At 38.7% G+C, this 18,833-nt stretch carries 18 protein-coding genes; 11 read left to right on the top strand and 7 right to left on the bottom strand.

The genetic code is table 11. From position 1 onward, the window contains the following. Positions 1-264 precede the first annotated feature (264 nt). The 3 genes from G504_RS0108630 (at position 265) to lpxD (ending at position 3,499) form a co-directional block, all read left to right on the top strand. Entirely contained in the window at positions 265-1,143 is an 879-nt protein-coding gene (locus tag G504_RS0108630; RefSeq protein ID WP_019669764.1) for a DUF4382 domain-containing protein, read from the top strand. A gap of 192 nt (positions 1,144-1,335) precedes the next feature. Continuing rightward, positions 1,336-2,373: a zinc-dependent alcohol dehydrogenase family protein gene (locus G504_RS0108625; protein WP_019669763.1), complete on the top strand. Its 1,038-nt coding sequence runs from the start codon at positions 1,336-1,338 to the stop codon at positions 2,371-2,373. A gap of 136 nt (positions 2,374-2,509) precedes the next feature. Beyond that, positions 2,510-3,499 carry a UDP-3-O-(3-hydroxymyristoyl)glucosamine N-acyltransferase gene (lpxD, locus tag G504_RS0108615; RefSeq protein WP_019669761.1) on the top strand — a complete coding sequence of 330 codons (990 nt, stop codon included), beginning with the start codon at positions 2,510-2,512 and terminating at the stop codon, positions 3,497-3,499. A gap of 101 nt (positions 3,500-3,600) precedes the next feature. Here the strand turns inward: lpxD and G504_RS0108610 are convergent, their stop codons facing one another. Genes G504_RS0108610 through G504_RS0108590 form a run of 5 tightly spaced genes read right to left on the bottom strand, consistent with a single transcriptional unit; the run spans position 3,601 to position 7,854 of the window. Further along, positions 3,601-4,494, bottom strand: a complete 894-nt coding sequence (locus G504_RS0108610; protein WP_026348471.1) for a sugar phosphate isomerase/epimerase family protein — start codon at positions 4,492-4,494, stop codon at positions 3,601-3,603. Between the two features lie 20 nt (positions 4,495-4,514). Next, the gene (locus tag G504_RS0108605; RefSeq protein WP_019669759.1) at positions 4,515-5,312 is read right to left on the bottom strand and encodes an SDR family NAD(P)-dependent oxidoreductase; all 798 of its coding nucleotides are present in this window, start codon (positions 5,310-5,312) and stop codon (positions 4,515-4,517) included. Between the two features lie 7 nt (positions 5,313-5,319). Next, on the bottom strand, positions 5,320-6,345 hold the full coding sequence (locus G504_RS0108600; RefSeq protein WP_019669758.1) for a zinc-binding dehydrogenase: 1,026 nt from the start codon (positions 6,343-6,345) through the stop codon (positions 5,320-5,322). 33 nt (positions 6,346-6,378) lie between these two features. Then, the gene (locus G504_RS0108595; RefSeq protein ID WP_019669757.1) at positions 6,379-7,074 is read right to left on the bottom strand and encodes an orotidine 5'-phosphate decarboxylase / HUMPS family protein; all 696 of its coding nucleotides are present in this window, start codon (positions 7,072-7,074) and stop codon (positions 6,379-6,381) included. Between the two features lie 6 nt (positions 7,075-7,080). Continuing rightward, positions 7,081-7,854, bottom strand: coding sequence for a 3-keto-disaccharide hydrolase (locus G504_RS0108590; RefSeq protein ID WP_240473031.1), 774 nt, complete (start codon positions 7,852-7,854; stop codon positions 7,081-7,083). A 435-nt stretch (positions 7,855-8,289) separates the two neighbouring features. On the opposite strand from G504_RS0108590, the gene G504_RS0108585 reads away from it, so the two are divergent. Further along, the gene (locus G504_RS0108585; protein WP_019669755.1) at positions 8,290-8,745 is read left to right on the top strand and encodes a cold-shock protein; all 456 of its coding nucleotides are present in this window, start codon (positions 8,290-8,292) and stop codon (positions 8,743-8,745) included. 565 nt (positions 8,746-9,310) lie between these two features. Next, positions 9,311-9,955 (top strand): head GIN domain-containing protein, encoded by a 645-nt coding sequence (locus G504_RS19155; RefSeq protein WP_019669754.1) that lies wholly within the window; start codon positions 9,311-9,313, stop codon positions 9,953-9,955. 1 nt (position 9,956) lies between these two features. On the opposite strand, the gene G504_RS0108575 is transcribed toward G504_RS19155, so the two are convergent. Further along, entirely contained in the window at positions 9,957-10,550 is a 594-nt protein-coding gene (locus tag G504_RS0108575) for a pseudouridine synthase (RefSeq protein ID WP_019669753.1), read from the bottom strand. A 194-nt stretch (positions 10,551-10,744) separates the two neighbouring features. On the opposite strand from G504_RS0108575, the gene G504_RS0108570 reads away from it, so the two are divergent. The 6 genes from G504_RS0108570 to mgrA all read left to right on the top strand — a co-directional run bounded on the left by G504_RS0108570 (position 10,745) and on the right by mgrA (position 18,215). Beyond that, positions 10,745-11,851: a nickel-binding protein gene (locus G504_RS0108570; protein WP_019669752.1), complete on the top strand. Its 1,107-nt coding sequence runs from the start codon at positions 10,745-10,747 to the stop codon at positions 11,849-11,851. A 110-nt stretch (positions 11,852-11,961) separates the two neighbouring features. After that, complete coding sequence (locus G504_RS0108565; RefSeq protein WP_019669751.1) at positions 11,962-12,333, top strand: group I truncated hemoglobin; 372 nt, start codon at positions 11,962-11,964, stop codon at positions 12,331-12,333. Positions 12,334-12,365: 32 nt separating this feature from the next. Beyond that, a complete protein-coding gene (locus tag G504_RS0108560) occupies positions 12,366-13,766 on the top strand; it encodes an FAD-binding oxidoreductase (protein ID WP_019669750.1) in 1,401 nt (466 codons plus the stop codon). Positions 13,767-13,972: 206 nt separating this feature from the next. Then, entirely contained in the window at positions 13,973-15,916 is a 1,944-nt protein-coding gene (locus tag G504_RS0108550) for a PQQ-binding-like beta-propeller repeat protein (protein WP_019669749.1), read from the top strand. A gap of 164 nt (positions 15,917-16,080) precedes the next feature. Beyond that, a complete protein-coding gene (locus G504_RS18415) occupies positions 16,081-17,148 on the top strand; it encodes a uroporphyrinogen decarboxylase family protein (protein WP_019669748.1) in 1,068 nt (355 codons plus the stop codon). 74 nt (positions 17,149-17,222) lie between these two features. Further along, positions 17,223-18,215 carry an L-glyceraldehyde 3-phosphate reductase gene (gene mgrA / locus G504_RS0108540; RefSeq protein WP_019669747.1) on the top strand — a complete coding sequence of 331 codons (993 nt, stop codon included), beginning with the start codon at positions 17,223-17,225 and terminating at the stop codon, positions 18,213-18,215. A gap of 7 nt (positions 18,216-18,222) precedes the next feature. On the opposite strand, the gene G504_RS0108535 is transcribed toward mgrA, so the two are convergent. Further along, positions 18,223-18,732 carry a hypothetical protein gene (locus tag G504_RS0108535; protein ID WP_019669746.1) on the bottom strand — a complete coding sequence of 170 codons (510 nt, stop codon included), beginning with the start codon at positions 18,730-18,732 and terminating at the stop codon, positions 18,223-18,225. Positions 18,733-18,833 lie beyond the last annotated feature (101 nt).

The raw sequence follows: 18,833 nt of genomic DNA, 5'->3' as shown, positions 1-18,833 counted from the left end.
TTTTTTGTTTTAAGTAAGCCAGGAACGATAATAGACTTAAAGTTTTATTCTTCATTATATCTATAAGACTGAAAAACAAACTTATAACACCATTATTAACCATTTAGAATAGATCCTATCCTTAGTAAAGCTGAGATGTATTTTATCGAAAAAATGAAGAAATAAGTAATTCTTACATTAAAAATCTGGAAATTAGCGCTTTAAAATTGAATTTTTAATTTCAATAATTAATAGAATTATTCTATTATATAAATCTAATCCCCCATGAAAATTAGACTTTTATCTCCTTTTATCATTCTGGCATTATTGTTTTTTTCATCATGTTCTGAAGACCTGAACAAAGAGTCAGATACGGGCAGACTAACGGTACAATTAACGGATGCTCCATTTCCCTATGATCTTATTTCGGAAGCAAATATTACCATTTTTAAAATAGAAGCACGTTTACAGGAAGGTTCAATGGAGGAAGAAGATCCCGAAGAACAGGAAGGCGGAAATTCTTTTATAGTCCTATCGGAAGAAGAAAGAGAGGTTAATCTTATAGAACTTGTAAATGGTCTTACTGAAACAATTGTGGATATCGATGTGCCCGTAGGTTCCTATGATCTTATCCGAATTTATGTCAAAGGGGTAAACGTTGTTCTTACCGATGGGACTATATTTGATTTAAAAGTGCCAAGTGGAGAACAAACCGGCATTAAAGTATTTATTGATCCGTCCATATTGGTTAGTGGTGAATTAAGTGCCGATTTACTTTTAGACTTTGACGTAAGCAGGTCTTTTATTCCCAAAGGAAGCAGTAAAGATGTTTCAGGAATAATTGGGTTTAATTTTAAACCTGTAATTAAGGCCAGTAATCTGACTACAGCCGGTACGCTATCTGGATTGGTTTCAACCATTGAGGATGAGGAATCCATAGGTTTGGAAGGGGCAACGGTAACTGTATTTGAAACAGGGACTTTAGATCCGATTATGACGGCTCCTACAGACGACAATGGCAATTATACAATAATGGGTCTTGATGCCGGTTCATATGATGTAATGGTAGAGCTGGAAGGCTATGAGACACAAACTGCAGAAGAAATAACTATTGTGGCGGGGAATAAAATAATTCAAGACTTTGATTTGGTTCCTGTGCCATAAGGAACAGTGGTTAAGTCCAAAAGGCGGAATTGTATTATTCCGCCTTTTTTATTGGAAACAAATTGCGCAAAGATTATTTCAACACAGGCATTTCATACTATCTAGTTATTAAAATTCATTATTTTAGGGTACAAAAGGCAGTGATATCACGAGTTAAAGATTCATGATTTTACTATATTTTCATTTTCAACTATGAAAGCAGCTTTATATAATGAATTTCAAGGGCAAATTTCAGTTGCCGGCGTTAATGACCCCAGTCCCTCAGACTTTGGCGTGGTTATTAAAGTTGAAGCCAGTGGCTTATGCCTAAGTGACTGGCATGGCTGGATGGGGCATGATCGGGATATTGTCTTGCCGCATGTTCCCGGGCATGAGCTGGCAGGAACCGTAATGACTGTAGGGAAGGAGGTTACTAATTGGAGTGAAGGGCAACGGGTCACCGTCCCTTTTGTAGGAGGTTGCGGATCCTGTACCTATTGCCTGGAAGGTAATCAGCAGGTATGTGACTATCAGTTCCAACCGGGTTTTACAGCCTGGGGTTCTTTTGCTGAATATGTGGCAATAGATTATGCTGACGAAAACCTTGTAGAGCTGCCTCATGATATTAATTTCCTTGAAGCTGCAGGCCTGGGTTGCAGGTTTATAACAGCGTACCGTGGAATTAGAGAACAGGGTAAATTAACCTCAGATCAAACTATTGCCATTCATGGATGCGGTGGAGTAGGGCTTTCCGCAATTCAAATTGCTAAGGGGATTGGGGCCAAAGTGTTAGCTATAGATATAAGTGATGAGAAATGTAAGAAGGCCAGTGACCTGGGTGCAGACTTTACTATTAATGCCAGCAAGAATAATGTTGTGCAGGCCATTAAAGAACTTAGTAATGGTGGTGTGCATATATCTATAGACGCCCTGGGGCATACCACTACCTGTTTGAATTCCATAATGGGACTCAGAAAGCGAGGTAAGCATATTCAGATTGGACTTATGACAGCATCGCATGCTACACCGCCAATACCAATGCCGCTGGTTGTGGCTAATGAATTGGAAATCCTGGGAAGTCATGGAATGCAATCCCATAAATACGGGGAAATGTTTGATTTTATTAAAGCAGCTAAAATTAATTTAGGGAAAATGATAACCCAAACTATTACCCTCGAAGAAGTACCAATGCACTTGCCACAAATGCATCAATCTAATTCTGCAGGAATTACGGTTATTAATTCCTTTTAGAATATTTTTTCAGATATATTATTCACTATGGAAAATTATATAGATGAAAAATGCATTAAAATAAATCCTGATAATATAAATTCTATCTTTGTGAAAGCTGGCAATTCGGCACCTGAACAATTAAGAGCTAAAACATATGAAATCATTTACAATACAAGAAATTAATGAAATTCTGGGTGGAGAACTCATAGGTAATACAAACCAGAAAATATTGGGGTTAGAAGAAATTGAAAAAGCGGATAACACCCAAATTACTTTTATAGGGAGCCGAAAATATGCACAAAAATGGGAAAACTCCGGGGCAGCAGCAGCCATTATTAACGAAGGGCTAAAAGCTGAACCCGGGGACAACAGGGCTCTGATTAAGGTAAAAAATGCTGATTTAGCCATGGCAAAGCTGTTAGAAGTTTATATTAAGGATACCCCTCAATTTGACTTCGACATACATCCTACAGCCGTAATACATGAATCGGCAACAATAGGTGAAGGTAGCAAAATAGGGGCAGGATGTTATATTGGAAAAGACGTTGTTCTGGGTGCAGCAGTTATTGTATATCCTAATGTTACTATTCTTGATGAAACGAAAATCGGTGCACATACTATTATTTGGTCAGGAACGGTCATTCGTGAGCGAACAGAGATTGGGGCTTACTGTATTTTTCAAAATAACGTCAGCATTGGTGGTGATGGTTTTGGATATCGTCCACGAGAGGACGGAAGGGGTTTGGTAAAAATTCCTCATATAGGAAATGTAGTTATTGGTAATGACGTGGAAATCGGGGCAAATTCCTCGGTAGACCGGGCGAAATTCAGTTCAACAATAATTGGGGACGGCTGCAAAATCGACAACCAGGTACAAATTGCACACAATTGCGTTTTAGGCCGTTCCTGTATTATGGCCGGAGCTAGCGGACTTGCAGGATCCGTAACTTTAGGAGACGGAGTAGTTATTGGCGGAAGTGCATCCATAAAGGACCATACGACTATACATTCCGGTGCTACCGTAGGTGCAGGCTCTGGTGTTTTGGCAGACGTGCCGGCAGGGAAAACTGTATTGGGCTATCCGGCTGCGGATGCCCGTGAGAAGCTTAAGGAATGGGTAGCTACACGTAATCTGATCAAATAAAACAAGAAGTAAATAGTTACAGCTGAATAAATTCTCAATCAAATCATCTATCAAAGGGAAAATTAAATTATTAATTATAACTTAAAATAAATAACTTTAATTCATTTATATTCAGGCCAGTACGTGTGTATTTTTTTTCTTAGAAAAGAAACACTTCTTTGAAGCTGTTCCATTCCGTCCACACCGTCTTCGATACTAATCCAACCATCAAAATTTACTCTTTTCAACTCCGTAAAAATTGCATCATAATCATTTAAACCTTTGCCAATCTCCCCATGTCGAAGTCTCCTGGCATAACCTAAGACCCCATCTTCTTCTTTTCGAAGATCATCTATGGTCCCTTCCACCAGATAACGATCACTGGCATGCATAGTCACCACCCGGGAGGATACTCTTTTCAATAATTCCAGAGGGTCTTCACCTGCTAAAAAAGCATTGCTGGGATCGTAGTTAACTCCAAAATTGGGATGATCTATATAAGATACAAGTTTACAAAACACGTCCATTTTTTGTGCAAATTCCGGATAAGTCCAAAAATCGTCTTTGTAGTGGTTTTCCAAAATCAATGTAATTCCCAAATCGCTGGCGTAGGGCAAACACGCCTGAATGGATTCTGCAGCTAATTCAATGCCCTCTTCTATTGAAAGTTCCGGACGTTTTTGACCAGAAAGTACCCGGCAATATGTTCCTCCAAGGGTTTTGGTCATGTCAATCCAGTATTTTTGTTTATTTATTTCGTTCTGCCTGAAGGATTTATCAGGATGCGTAAAATCTGGCGAACAACAAAGCATCGGAATCTCTTTTCCCTGATCTTCCACACTTTTCCTGAATACTTCCCAATTAGAACGATCTGCCATTTCCAGAAAACCAGCATACCATTCCAGGCCATCGACCTGCAAAGAAGTTGCCAAATCAATCCATTCAGCTACTTTCATGGCTCCGGTTTTACAAAGATCTTGCATATACGCTTTTGGAAAGACAGCTAATTTTGGCACTATTAGTGGTGTTTTATGGTTTACTCAGAGCGAAATCCACTCCAATTCTTTGGCAGATTTCGACCTATCATTGGAAATTGCTCAAGTTCCAGTACCTGTCCGCTTACAGGGCCACATTCATCAGACAACAAGTAGACTGCACCGGATGCTATCTCTTTTGGCTCAAAAATACGTTGGGCTGGTGCAAATAAATCCGGTAAGTCCTTATACCAATCATCATTCATTCCCTGTTGTTTCTGGTTAATTTTTTCGTTTTCAGTCAATACCCAACCGGGGTTAATTTGATTTACACGTATCCCGTAATCACGGAACAAGCTATCCCCAAGATTCCTGCTCATGGTCATCAAAGCCCCTTTAGATATGCTATAGGCCAGTAAATTTGGTTCCCCGCTCCAGGAGTTAATGGAACCAATATTTAGTATACAGCCCTTGGTTATTTTTAAAGATGGAAGAGCGGCCTGGATTATTGCAAAAGGAGCCAGTGTATTTATGGCCAGCATTTTTCGCATAAATGCAAGGTCTGTGGTATCTATGTTTGAGGAGACTATCATTGCAGCATTATTTACCACGGCATCAAGTTTGCCAAATCGCTGAAGTGCTTCTTTCACTAATAGTTCCGGGACCCCTTCCTGTGTTATATCCATAGTAACCGCAGTAGCTATGTCACTACCAAGTTCATCAACCAGCGACTTACCTTTTTCGTCGCGTAATCCGTTCAATACCACATGGGCGCCTTCTTTAACACATGCCTTAGCAATTGCCCTGCCTATGCCTGTATATGCACCTGTAATTAAGATTACTTTATTCTTTAAACGCATATCTAATTTAATTAGGTTTTAAAATACTCTTTACCACCTTCCCGGAATGCATGGCTTCAAAAGCCTCGTTCCACTGCTCCAGGGGCCATATTCCGCCAATTATTGGTCTTACGTCCAATCTGCCGGATGCCAAAAGGGAAAGAACTTTTTCCCAAATGGGCCAGTTATGGCTGAAACTGCCTTGCAAAGTGACGTTTTTTTGCACTAGAGGATCCAGGGAATGATTAAAAGGCCTGGGCCCCCAGCCAACCTTGGTAATATGCCCATTGGGCCTTACCCATTTTAAGGCTAAATTCAGGGTTTCACTTACCCCTGCTGCATCAATAACACAATCGACACCAAGACCATCCCGTTCAAGTGCCCATTCGGTAGCATCATCCATAATAATATCGCAGCTGTATTGCTTCGCTGCAGATAATCTCTCTGCATCTTTTTTCAATCCAACAAGAGCTACCTGCGCACCACATAATTGGGCTATAGCTGCGCATAATATTCCAATGGTTCCGGGGCCCAAAACAATTACACGGTCGCCAGGTTGTATTTTTGAATTAACTACTACTGCATTATAAGCAACCGAACAGGGTTCTGTTAAACAAGCCTGTTCAAAAGAAAGATTTTCAGGTATGCTATGAAGACATCGCGCCGGAACCTTTACAAATTTGGTCATTGCCCCATTAACTCCATATCCAAAACCCTTCCGCTCAGGGTCCAGATTGTAAAGGCCCTGCCTGGACAAAGGACTTTGAGCATTTATTACTGCAGCTGTTTCACTCACTACAGCATCACCTTCTTTCCAATTCTTAACTCCTTTCCCCAATTCAACAATATGGCCTCCAAACTCATGCCCGAGAACTACAGGATAATTAACGGGCCAACTATGATCTGCGGTCCACTGATGCAAATCACTCCCGCAAACACCAACGTTAGCCACTTGAAGAAGGATTTCGTCATCACCAATGGCAGGCTTCTTTATATCTCTGATTTCCACACTACCTTTTTTCGGAGCAAAATTTACAACGGCAATAGAGTTCATATAAGTATTGTTTTATCCATGATTCAAATCAGATTAATCCACTTCTTTATAGGCATGTATTTGGTCGCATATTAACCTTAATGATGCTTCAAGATCACCATCAGCAGTTTTAAACGAATCGGCGTCAATAGTTAAAGGAGCTCCCAGTACAACCAATGGCGCACCGTATTCCGGACATCTTATTGCCTGTTCCAATGATAAACCGCCAACGGCCTGTACCGGAATATTTACAGCGGCTACAACTTCCCGCAACTGATCTAACGGGCTTGGCATGGAAAAACCTTGAGCAGCTATCCCCCGGCGTTCATCATAGCCAATGTGATGAATCACATAATCACATCCCAGATCTTCCAGTCTTTTGGCACCTGCTACCATATCCGGACATCCAAGATTATCACCCATTACTTTTACGCCAAAATCTCTTCCTGCTTCAACGACCACCTTAATTGTTTCTTCATGGGCCCTGGCCATAACTACTACATGAGTGGCCCCGGCCTTAGCCATCATTTCAGCTTCCAGGTAACCCCCATCCATGGTTTTAAGGTCTGCCACGATTGGCACGCCCGGGAAGTTTTCTCTTAATTTTTTTACCCCGTGTAATCCTTCAGCCAAAATCAGGGGAGTGCCAGCCTCCAGCCAATCCACTCCCGCCCTTAGGGCCATTGCGGCCGTTTCCAAAGCTTCATCAATATTTGTAAGGTCTAAGGAAATTTGTACAATGGGTTTCATATCGGCCTAGTATTCTTTTAATTTAATATTTCTGAATTCTACTTTCATAGGAGGCCCCACATGTACCTGTAAGCCCAAAAAGCCAGAATCTTTCCGGTTTACTGAATCTAAATCCGTTACCTCACTCATCAATGTCTTGTTTACATAGTGTTGTAAATGATTGTCTTTAACCTTGATATGGCAGCTATTCCAACCTTCTGCTTTAATCTTCGATTTTAAACTATCAGAATTCCCAAGAGATGCTATTATTTCCCTGGTTTGCCAGGCATTATTTTTTATATTGGCCCTCAGGGAGCCAGGTTCAAATGCATTTTCCTGTGATCTAACCACCACCTTTTCACCCCTGTATGCCAGAGTAGTTCGCTTTCTTTCTTCATAATTTTGACCGGTATAAGTATTTTTACCATCAATGTCCGCCTGATAACCTTTCAAAGCAAAAGGAATTGTATCCAGGCGTTCACTCCGATAATTAATACCACTGTTACCGGCTTCTGTAATGCGAAATTCTAATTTTAATTCAAAGTCAGTGGGCAGGCCACCCTGCCAAATAATAAAAGTATTGCTTTCCAAAGGTGTTTCGGGTGTTACTTGACCAATCAATAGTCCGTTTTCTGCATGCCAATAGGAAGGATCACCATCCCAGCCATCTAAAGATTCGCCGTCAAATATTGAAATAAACCCCTCAATTGAATTTGGAAGTAATTCGGATTGTTCTTTTGAATATTGTTGTTGTTTTTCTTTACAGGATTGTAAACCCGAAAACAAAAATAAACAAAGCACTAAGCGCAATGGTAAGAAATGTAAACACGTGGTTGGTAACCGCATAAGGCTATTAAAATTGACAATATAAAACCAGACACCAGTTAAATATTGATTAATGGTTTAAAAGATGTATTTAAAAATAAGCATTTCCAAAACAATATGCATTTTGTTTTTGGTATTAACGCCTGGTTAATGAAATATCCTTTAATTGCATTATAACTTATGGTCAATGATTGAGGATAAGAACAAGCTTTCCATCTCTTTTAATTGTAAATTAGAACGCAAGGTATTATCTTCGTATAAGTTTAATAAGATGACCACCGACCAATAGTAACTATCGCTCTGGCTAATTTTTTGGAGTATTCAACGTACCACACTTACTTTTTCCAAGCGCTCATTTCTTAATCACGTTTCTTTTTAAACTAAAATATAATATCCAAATAAATCTATTTAATGGCAAGATCGCAACAAACCTATAGTAAGGGGGAAAAAGAAAAAAAACGTCTCAAAAAGCGCGAGGAAAAACAAAAGAAAAAAGAAGCTAGAAAAGCAGCAGCCAAAGAAAGAGGTGGTGGAATTGAATTTGCATATGTTGATCATAATGGAAATTTAACAGATACTCCTCCGGATCCTTCATTGAAAGTGGAAATTGATGCAGAAGATATAATTCTAGGAATTCCAAAGAAGGAAGAGGGAGATATAGAGGAAGTAGATCCTGTAAGAAAAGGGAAAGTTTCATTTTTTGATTCCTCCAAAGGTTTTGGTTTTATAATCGATTCTGAAAATAATGAAAAATACTTCTGCCATGTAAGCGGTTTAATTGATGAGATTATTGAAAATGACAAGGTTTCTTTTGAGCTGGAAAAAGGCATGAAAGGGCTGAATGCCGTCAGGGTTAAGAAAATATAACTTCAAATTTCCATTGAAAAGACTGGTTTCCCGGTAAATTTCTCAACTTATCTTTATTTGAATGTGATTTTTTAGTGCTTTGCAGTACTAATAGTCAACTAGTATATTCAAAACAAGATGAAATCAACTAATAAGTATTCAGAATTAATAGCGGTTGTCTGCAAGTTCTATCAGTGTGAACTTCGCATTTTTAAAAGAATCCTCGGAATAAAATAGCCTTGGCCTCTTAAACCTTTAATTTTTCAGGAAAATTTAATGTTCTTTCCTCAAGATATTTATTGTTATAAACCAAACAATAATTCCCTTCTGATGTTTTGTTACAGCTGGATTAAAGCGTGAATTAATTACAAATAAAACTGCACGGTTTACTTTTTGTAACAAAAATTAATTGCTCTCGTCTATTAAATATACATCAATTAAAAAACAATCATCATGAGAACACTTGACATGAATTACATTAAACGGACCTTAAATTATCATATGGGATATGGATGGAGCATGAGCAGAGGTCATACTTCAAAGCAAACAAAAAAAGACAGCGTTTCTTAGATCAATCCTGTAGATCATGAGAAGATTATTAGTATTAGCAATAGCCATAATAGTATTAAGTGCTTGTTCCAAAGATAATTATACAGGTTCGGGAAATACGATTTCAGAATTCAGAGAGGTAAACGCTTTTGCCAAAATTAACAGTAGTGGCACTTTTATTGTGAATATAACGCATGGGTCCACGCAATCTTTGGAGATAATAGCGAATGATAATATTATTGATAAAGTAAATACAAGGGTATCCGCCAATCAATTGAATATTTATCTGGAAGAGGGAAACTACAAAAACACCTATTTGGAAGCCAATATTACCGTACCGGATTTAAACTACATAAAAAATGAAGGCACGGGGGAAGTTACGGTGTTTGATGTTCAAAGAGACGGAACCATGGAAATTGAAAATGTAGGGAGTGGTAATATTTTCATTGCCGGTTACACGGATAACTTAATTATTGAAAATGAAGGCTCCGGAACAATTAATTGTTCAGAATTTATGGCTGCCAATGTAGATTTACGCATTGAAGGCTCAGGAGATTGTGAAGTCTATTGTACAGAAAGTCTAAACGTAAAAATCGAAGGCAGCGGTAATGTTTATTACAAAGGCAGCCCAACAATAAATACCAATATCTCAGGCTCGGGACAGGCTATTCCTATGAATTAAATTATTCGCATTTGCCTGTGAGGTTCGACAATGGTTTAACTTCGCCAGGCAACAACTTTTCTATAGTTATGTCTCCTACTCTTATCCTAACAAGGCGAAGGGTAGGGAATCCAACCGCTGCAGTCATTTTACGTACCTGCCTGAATTTACCTTCCGTTAGTATAATACATATCCAGCTGGTAGGCCTGTGCCTTCCTATGCGAATTTTTTTATCGGCCTCAGGAAGTATTGGCAGGGCATCTAATTTATGGACCCTACAAGCTTTTGTAACGTAACGCCTTCCTTGAAAACCAATGGCAACACCCTTTTTTAAAAGTGTTATGGCTTCATTTGATATATCACCATCTAATTGGGCATAATATTCTTTTTCTACTCCGGAACGATTGATATCGTCACTTAGTTTTCCGTCTGTGGTAAAAAGCAACAGACCTTCAGATTTCTCGTCGAGCCGGCCTATAGGCATTACCCCATCCGGAAAACTATAAAGCGCATTTAAAAATTTCTTTTTTCGCAACTCCTTTGGATTTTTGGAATTAAGCTGACTTATAATACCAAAGGGTTTATAGAGTTTAAAGTGAAGTGGTTTATTATCCATTTGACAGGGCAAGGTAGCTGAGACTTTTTGTACGCATATTTGGTTTAATCTATTGCTGGTTAAAAGTAATCACTTGTTTGATATTCTGTTGTTTTATTTATAAAGATGCAAGTCTTGGACTTTGGTTAGCTTGTGTGTACAAATAATTGAGTAAAATTTAATTATTTTTCTTAAATTGTAAGAAAACAACGCCAATGCCCATATACATGGATCGACATGATATCCCGGCGGAAATTACCGCAGAACATGTTGCCTTAATGCATCAGGAGGATTTGAAGGTGCAGCATTTATATGGGTGTAAAGGAATGACCTATTGGTGTGATACTGAAAGACACACTGCTTTCTGCCTGATAGAAGCACCTGACAGAGAGGCTATAGAAAGCATGCATAATCATGCTCATGGAGAAATTCCCCATGATATTATTGAAGTAGATCCAAATTTGGTGGAATCTTTTCTTGGTCGCATAGAAGACCCCAAAAAGGATGAAAACCAGGAATTAAATATTATCGAAGATCCGCCCTTTAGAGTGATCATGGTATTAGAATCTTCCGATTATCTGCACAGGCTGGATACACATCAGCTAAGTATGTTCACACAGAAATTTCATCGTAGCGTTGCAAAATCTGTTAAACATTTTGAAGGCAGCATAGTTCGGGAAAATGACAAATCCTACCTAATCTCTTTTAAATCTGTTACCAACGCAGTATTATGCGCCCTAAAAATTCAGGATAGTTTTAAGTATAGTTATCCAAAACTGGAAAGGGATAATCAGCGCCTAAAAATAGGCCTGTGTACAGGATCACCGGTAACGGCTAAGGATGGTCTTTTTTCGGAATCAATAATATTGGCAACACAAATGTGTGAGCTTATCGAGGGCCAGATCATTATTTCTCCTTGTGTAAAGACATCGTATGAAAATGAAAATCGAAACGCTGTAATCGACCATGAATTAATCAGAACCTTAACGCCTAAGGAAGTATTATTTATTAATAGGCTGGTTCAGTTTTGCGAACATAATTGGAATAAATCTAATTTCAACATTATTACACTTAGCAAGGAACTTGGGCATAGTAAATCCCAGTTATATAGAAAAATTAAGAAACTTGCGGGTAAATCACCTATTACTTTTATCCGGGAATACAGATTGCATAAAGCATTGGAGCTAATCCATAGCCAACAAGGAAATATTTCTGAAATTGCTTTTGAAAGTGGCTTTAACAGTCTCGCCTATTTTTCAAAATCCTTTTATGAAATGTTTGGGATCCTACCTTCAAAATATGCACAAATGCATCAGGTTTAAATCTTTCTTTTAAAGTCATGATGAATCAAAAGTGTAATTTTTTGGACTAAAAGTGATAAGACACCTGTTTAAGTCTGGTTAACTTTATGATATAACCAAAAACAATTAAGATGACAACACTTTATGAACGATTAGGTGGATCTGATGGTATTTCAAGGATAGTAGATGATGCTATCGAAGAACATATGAACAATCCGGCAGTGAATGCCCGGTTTTTACCACTAAAAGAAGAACCGGAACGCCTAAAAGTTATTAAGCAGCATACTATTGAATTTTTCAGTTCCGGCAGCGGCGGACCTCCGGAGTATAACGGTCAGGATATGGAAACTGCTCATAAAGGGATGAACATTAGCCACGATGAGTATATGCATGTAATTGATGATGTTTTGGCAGCTCTGGATAAAAATGACATTAATGATGAAGCCAAAAAAGATGTACTCTATATTCTATGGTCATTAAAGGGTATGATACTTTCTAAATAAATAACTAATTAATAAACAAAACAATAATACCAATGGAAGAAAAAAAGCAAACAATAAATGATTTAGATAGTTCTGTAATTGAAAATTTCAAATCGCAACTTAGAGGAAACATAGTACAGGCTTCAGACCCCGAATACAACGAAACCAGAAAGGTATACAATGGGATGATTGATAAACACCCCGGCATGATTGTGCTTTGCCTGGATGTTGCAGATGTAATAGCCTCCGTAAATTTTGGCCGGGAAAATAATTTATTGGTTGCTATACGGGGTGGCGGTCATAATGGAGGTGGTCTTGGGCTATGTAATGATGGATTAGTAATCGATTTGTCGGGATTGAAAAGTGTACGGGTTAATCTGGCAGATCAAACAGTACGTGTAGGAGGTGGAAATGTATGGGGTGAAGTAGATCATGCCACACATCCTTTTGGCCTGGCTGTTCCTGCGGGAATAATTTCAACAACCGGGGTTGGTGGATTAACCCTTGGCGGTGGGGTAGGTCATCTTACCAAAAAATATGGTCTGACCATTGATAATCTATTAGAGGCCGATATGGTACTCGCAGATGGTTCCTTTGTAACTGTTAACAAGGATCAGAATAAAGATCTTTTCTGGGCAATACGAGGAGGCGGAGGTAATTTTGGGGTTGTAACTTCTTTCAAATTCCAGGCACACCCGGTAAAGACGGTTATTGGTGGGCCAACCTTATGGCCTATTGAAAAAACGGAAGAAATTATGTCCTGGTATCATGACTTTATCTTAAATACCCCGGATGATTTAAATGGTTTTATCGCGACTATGATTATACCCGGACCCCCATTTCCGGATGTCTTACACAATAAGATGTTTTGCGGGATTGTCTGGTGCTATACGGGCGATGCCGGAGATTTTGACAAATTATTTCAGGAAGTCAGGGACAAAGAACCTGTATTTGAACATGTAGGAGAAATGCCTTATCCGGCTATTCAAACACTATTTGATGGATTGATGCCCCCTGGATTACAGTGGTACTGGAGGGCCGATTTCTTTAATGAAATAGGAGCAGAGGCAAGGGCGGCGCATTTAAAATTTGGATCAAGTATTCCAACGCCATTATCCCAAATGCACATGTATCCACTAAGCGGGGCGGCCAGCAGGGTTGGAAAAGAAGATACTCCATGGGCTTACAGAGATGCAAAATATGCGGGTGTTATAGTAGGGGTGGATCCGGATCCGGAAAACGCTGAAAAAATAACTCAATGGTGCAAGGACTATTGGGAAGCCTTGCATCCGTATTCTTCAGGCGGGGCGTATTCCAACTTTATGATGGATGAGGGGCAGGAGAGGGTTCAGGCCAGTTATAAGCATAATTATGATCGTTTGACCGAAATTAAAAAAGCCCACGACCCCAACAATTTGTTTAGGGTAAATCAGAATATAAAACCCAAAACATAAAATTCAGGTTTAATAGTCCTTAGTTCCTGAACAACTATATAGAATAAAGGATAAAAGATAACCAGGGGAAGATAAAGTGCCTGACACTTTGCTTCCCTTTTTTTTGTTTTTAAACTCAACCCTTTGGCTAACAATAAACTGAATATACTAACGTTTTTATTTCACGAATCAATTCAACCCAAATCAACAATTTTAATATTCATAGAATGTTTAAAAAAATTATATTATACTCATTCGTTTGCACTAGTATTTCATTATTCGCTCAGTCAGAAGAAACATGGACTTCTTCATTTGATAATGAGATAAACTGGCAGACTGTCAGTGCTTTAGGAAATTATATTGTACATACGAATTCAGGTTTATATGGTATTGACAATAACACTGGAGAAGTCATCTGGAGCGATTTAACTTTTTCACGATTGAGTGAAGATTCATTTACGGAACTGGATAATTCGCCTTTCGCTAAAATTGAAACAGAAAAAGGGTTTTTTATTGTAAATCTTTTTGATGGCAGTAAGGTATTTAACTCTTTTGATCACGGAATTAAAAATGTGAAACAACATTTTGTCCTTTATCAATCTAATGCCATTGTTGTAGCCGGAAAATCGGTTTCTGGCGAGGATATGGCTCTTTCAATAGACATCTCTACTGGCAACGTACTCTGGAGCAAGGAAGGTAGTTTTGGTAAATTGATAAATCTTGTTGAGTTGAATGATGAAGAACTACTGGGAATAACATTGCTTAAAAATGTAAAAATAAAGTCAAAAACCGGAGACGTCATCTGGAGCGTTGATAATTCAAGCGAGGCAGAGCAGATTAGCAAAATGGGTGCTTTTGGAAATCTTCTGAAAAATGTGGCAGAGGCAGCCTCTGAAGGAATGGAAATTAAGCTCGATTTTAATATGCATCCTTCCCGAAAGTATTTCATAATTGGCTCTGAACAAAGAAATGAAAATCAGTCAATGTCCTCTAATAATGGTAATACTATTGTAACCTTCACTTCTACCTATAGCGCATATGATATTTCAAACGGGCAGATGATTTGGGAAAAACCGATAGAAGTAAAAGGGCAACTGGGACTTACAACCTGGATAAACAATAATTTATTGGTTCTGCCTCAGGGTGCCTCAAATTCCCGTGTGAATCTATTCTCCATGGAGGATGGAAACGGTCTTTGGGGTAAAAAGGGTAGGGGGATAACCATTAAAGGAGGAATTTATGATTACACGCCTACGGAAGAAGGAATGCTGGTAATCACCACAAGAAATGAGAAACACTTTTTAAACTACCTCGATACTAAAAACGGCCTCTTCACCTTTGATAAAACAATCAAAGTTAAGGGACATGTAGGATACACCCTTACTACAGATAATGGAATACTATATGCAACTGCTGAAGAAATGAATATTGTAAATACAATAACAGGCGATCTTTTATGGGATAAAGACCTTAAAACCCACTATAAACTGGTAAACCAAAATGGAAATCATTTATACACCTATGATTATAAATCAGGGGCCGTAGTAAGTGTTAATCTTGATAGTGGAGCAATTGATATGGCTGCCACAGAGCCTGTTAGATTTAGTGAAAATGAATCGCCAAATACGTTAGAGCTTAGGAAAAAGGGAATCCTTTTAAGTTCTGATCAGAATTTTGCGATGTATGACTATAACGGCACACTTTTATTTCAAAAATATTATGCCTCACCCAGAGAAGAAGGATGGAAAAGGGCTTTGCTGTTTGCAGGAACCATTTATGCCGGTTATGTTTCCGCTGTGAGTACTATGACCTCGGGGGCATTGCAGCAAGCAGGGGCTCAATATGGTCTGGATACTGTTGAAGGACAGACATTCGCAGAATTGGGAGCTGCCTATAATGAAATGGGCAGGTCTGCCGGTAGCGCAGCCGGATTAGCTTTTAACGCCGCCAATAAAAGGTTTAAGGCTACTAAAGAAGCCAGAAATTACTGTATGGTACTTACCAAGGGTGAAAATGGAATTGAACTTTTAAAAATTAATAAAGATACCGGTGAAAATGAGAGTAGTATTCCACTTGGAAAAAACAGGAAACCTAACTATGCCATTGACCTAGTTGAGGGGGAAGTGTTTTTAAAGCATGATTCCAAAATGGTGAAACGCTTTATTTTATAACTAAATTGTGAGCGTTGATTTCAGCGCCATCATACTTTAAATACATAATACATAATCCTGAATAAATCCATACTATATTATGGACTTATTCAGGATTTAATCTTTTTGGATTATCTTTCCATGAGTCTTAATCAATGCTGTTTCATTTTTAAATATTCTGACTTATGGACCTAACAACAATTAAAAGAAGGGAATTTCTAAAATCTATGGGGTTGATCTCTGCTGGCACATATGCTACTGGCCTGGGTGCGTTCAGTCTGGGCTCATGTGATTCAAACCCCGCTTTCAACAAGCGAGAAGCGGTTTTAAATCTGTTGACTTCAACCGGAAAGCAGGACTATATCCCAAGTGGGTTTTTTGTTCATTTTGGTGAAGGCTATCAATGGGGGGATGCCGCCGTAGCCAGACATCTCGAATATTTTAAGGCTATTGATATGGATTTTATTAAAATCCAATACGAAGCATTATTCCCGGCTATAGATATTATCCAAAAGCCGGAAGACTGGGCTAAAATCCCTTTTTATAAAAAGGATTTTTATGAAAAACAACTCTATGTGGTTAAGGAATTGGTTAAACAAGGCAAAAAATTGGCTCCGGTCATCGCTACTTTTTATTCCCCATTCATGTGCGCAGGCCATAGTGTTACCGGCCAATTGGTTACTGAGCATTTAAAACAGGATCCTGAGAATGTAAAAAAAGGTCTTGAAATTATTACGGATAGCGTTATGATCTTTTTAAAAGAATGTAAAAAACTTGGTGTTGACGGATTTTTGGCGCCAACTCAGGGAAATGAGGCATTCAGGTTCGAGGACCCGAATATCTTTCTGGATTATATAAAACCTACAGATATGGTAGTTCAGAATGAAATTAATGAAGGTTGTATCTGCAATGTTCTGCATATCTGTGATTATGATGGGCCTTATGACGATTTAAGTCCATTCATAGACTATCCCGGGCATATAGTAAATTTAAGTGATGTCGTTGCAGGTAAAAAAGTACCTTTAAAAGAGTTGTATACTATGTTTGGAGAACGTCCTATTATGGGTGGCCTGGAGAAAAGGGGTCCTATCCTTACCGGCACTGATCAGGAAATACAGGCACAGGTAAACAAAGTCCTGCAAGAAGCTCCGGCTCGTTTTATTTTAGGGGCTGAATGTGCTTTATTGGGGGAGGTGGATTGGAAAAAAGTACGAACTGCAGTGGATACTGGTCATACAGTTTCCCAACTCTAATACTAATTACCTGGCCTGGTTGTGAATTGCATTATAAATTAATAAAACCTTAAAAAAATAGTAGCTTATCAAATATGAAATATTCAGCGAATACGGAAAGGTATGACAAAATGAAATACAATCGGTGTGGAAACAGCGGTTTACTTCTCCCGGCAATATCTCTTGGCTTATGGCATAACTTTGGCGGAATTGATGTCTATGAAAATGGCCGAAAGATGGTACTTAGGGCCTTTGATCTTGGGATTACCCACTTTGACCTTGCTAACAATTATGGCCCTCCCTATGGCTCAGCAGAAGAGACTTTTGGAAGAATTCTAAAGTCGGATTTAAAATCGTATAGAGATGAAATGATCATTACCTCAAAAGCAGGTTATGATATGTGGCCCGGGCCATATGGAGAATGGGGATCCCGTAAATACCTGATTGCAAGTTGTGATCAAAGTCTGAAACGAATGGGGCTGGAATATGTAGATATTTTTTACAGCCACAGGCCCGATCCAAATACTCCTCTTGAGGAGACTATGATGGCCCTGGATCAGATTGTTAGATCGGGAAAAGCCTTGTATGCAGGGATCTCTTCCTATGACCCTGTACAATCACAAAAAGCCATAGATATTTTAAAAGAACTAGGCACACCATGTTTGGTGCACCAGCCTTCTTATAGTATGTTCAATAGATGGGTGGAGGATGGATTATTAGATGTGCTTGAGAAAAATGGTGTAGGATCCGTAGTATTCAGCCCTTTGTTTCAAGGGTTGTTGACTAATAAGTATCTCAATGGTATTCCTGAAGGTTCCAGGGCATCAAAAGCAGCCAGCTATCTGCAATCATCAGATATAACTCCCGAAAAGATTGAGAAGGTAAAAAAGCTCAATGAAGTAGCAGAAGCGAGAGGACAAAAAATGGCACAATTGGCACTTTCCTGGGTTTTAAGGGATAAAAGGGTGACTTCAGTAATTATTGGTGCCAGTAAAGTAGCGCAAATAGAAGATGCCGTGGGGATTCTCGGGAAAATGGATTTTACCCCCGAGGAATTACAAACTATAGAAGGAATATTACAGAATTAAATGGTATTTACCACTTTTTAAATTCGAAAGTGTGCAAAAATCCTAATGTAACCGTATTCCAGGTTCTGTTTTCTAGCTGTATTCCGGTATAAGAGAGATTAATTTCTGTCAAAGGCCCCATCATGTAGCCTATGATAGGTCTGTAATAGATTCCCCCGTCATTCCCTTTATTTAATCCAAGTCCGTATCCTCCATCAACCCCGAATGAAAAGGAATTGGAGGGCCATACTCTTATAGTAGCAGCAAGCGGAACAAATTGCACATCTGTTAGATTATCCGCAATTATATCAGACTGAAAAGATTCCTTAAATCCGTATATAAGTCCTGTACTTATCCCCAGGTCAACTACTTCTCCAAGGGCCCACATATAACCAAGGTCTAATCCGGCCACAAGGCTAATTTCATCATTAAAATCATCAATAGGCAATCCTGCGTGAATACCAAGCTTTAAACCTTCTTGTGCATGCAAACTCATTCCAAGAAATGTGAAAGCTAGTGCAAAAATTGTATTTTTCATTTATCTTGACTTTCCATTATAACGCTAAAACTAGTGGCTTCTTTAAAGTAGTTGCATATTTGTTGCCAAACAGACTTATGTAGTTGTGAAAAGCATATTAA

Source organism: Eudoraea adriatica DSM 19308, assembly GCF_000382125.1.
In the GTDB taxonomy this organism is placed as follows: Bacteria; Bacteroidota; Bacteroidia; order Flavobacteriales; family Flavobacteriaceae; genus Eudoraea; species Eudoraea adriatica.
Note: the sequence above shows the minus strand (reverse complement) of the source record. Positions and strands in the feature narration are given on the sequence as shown.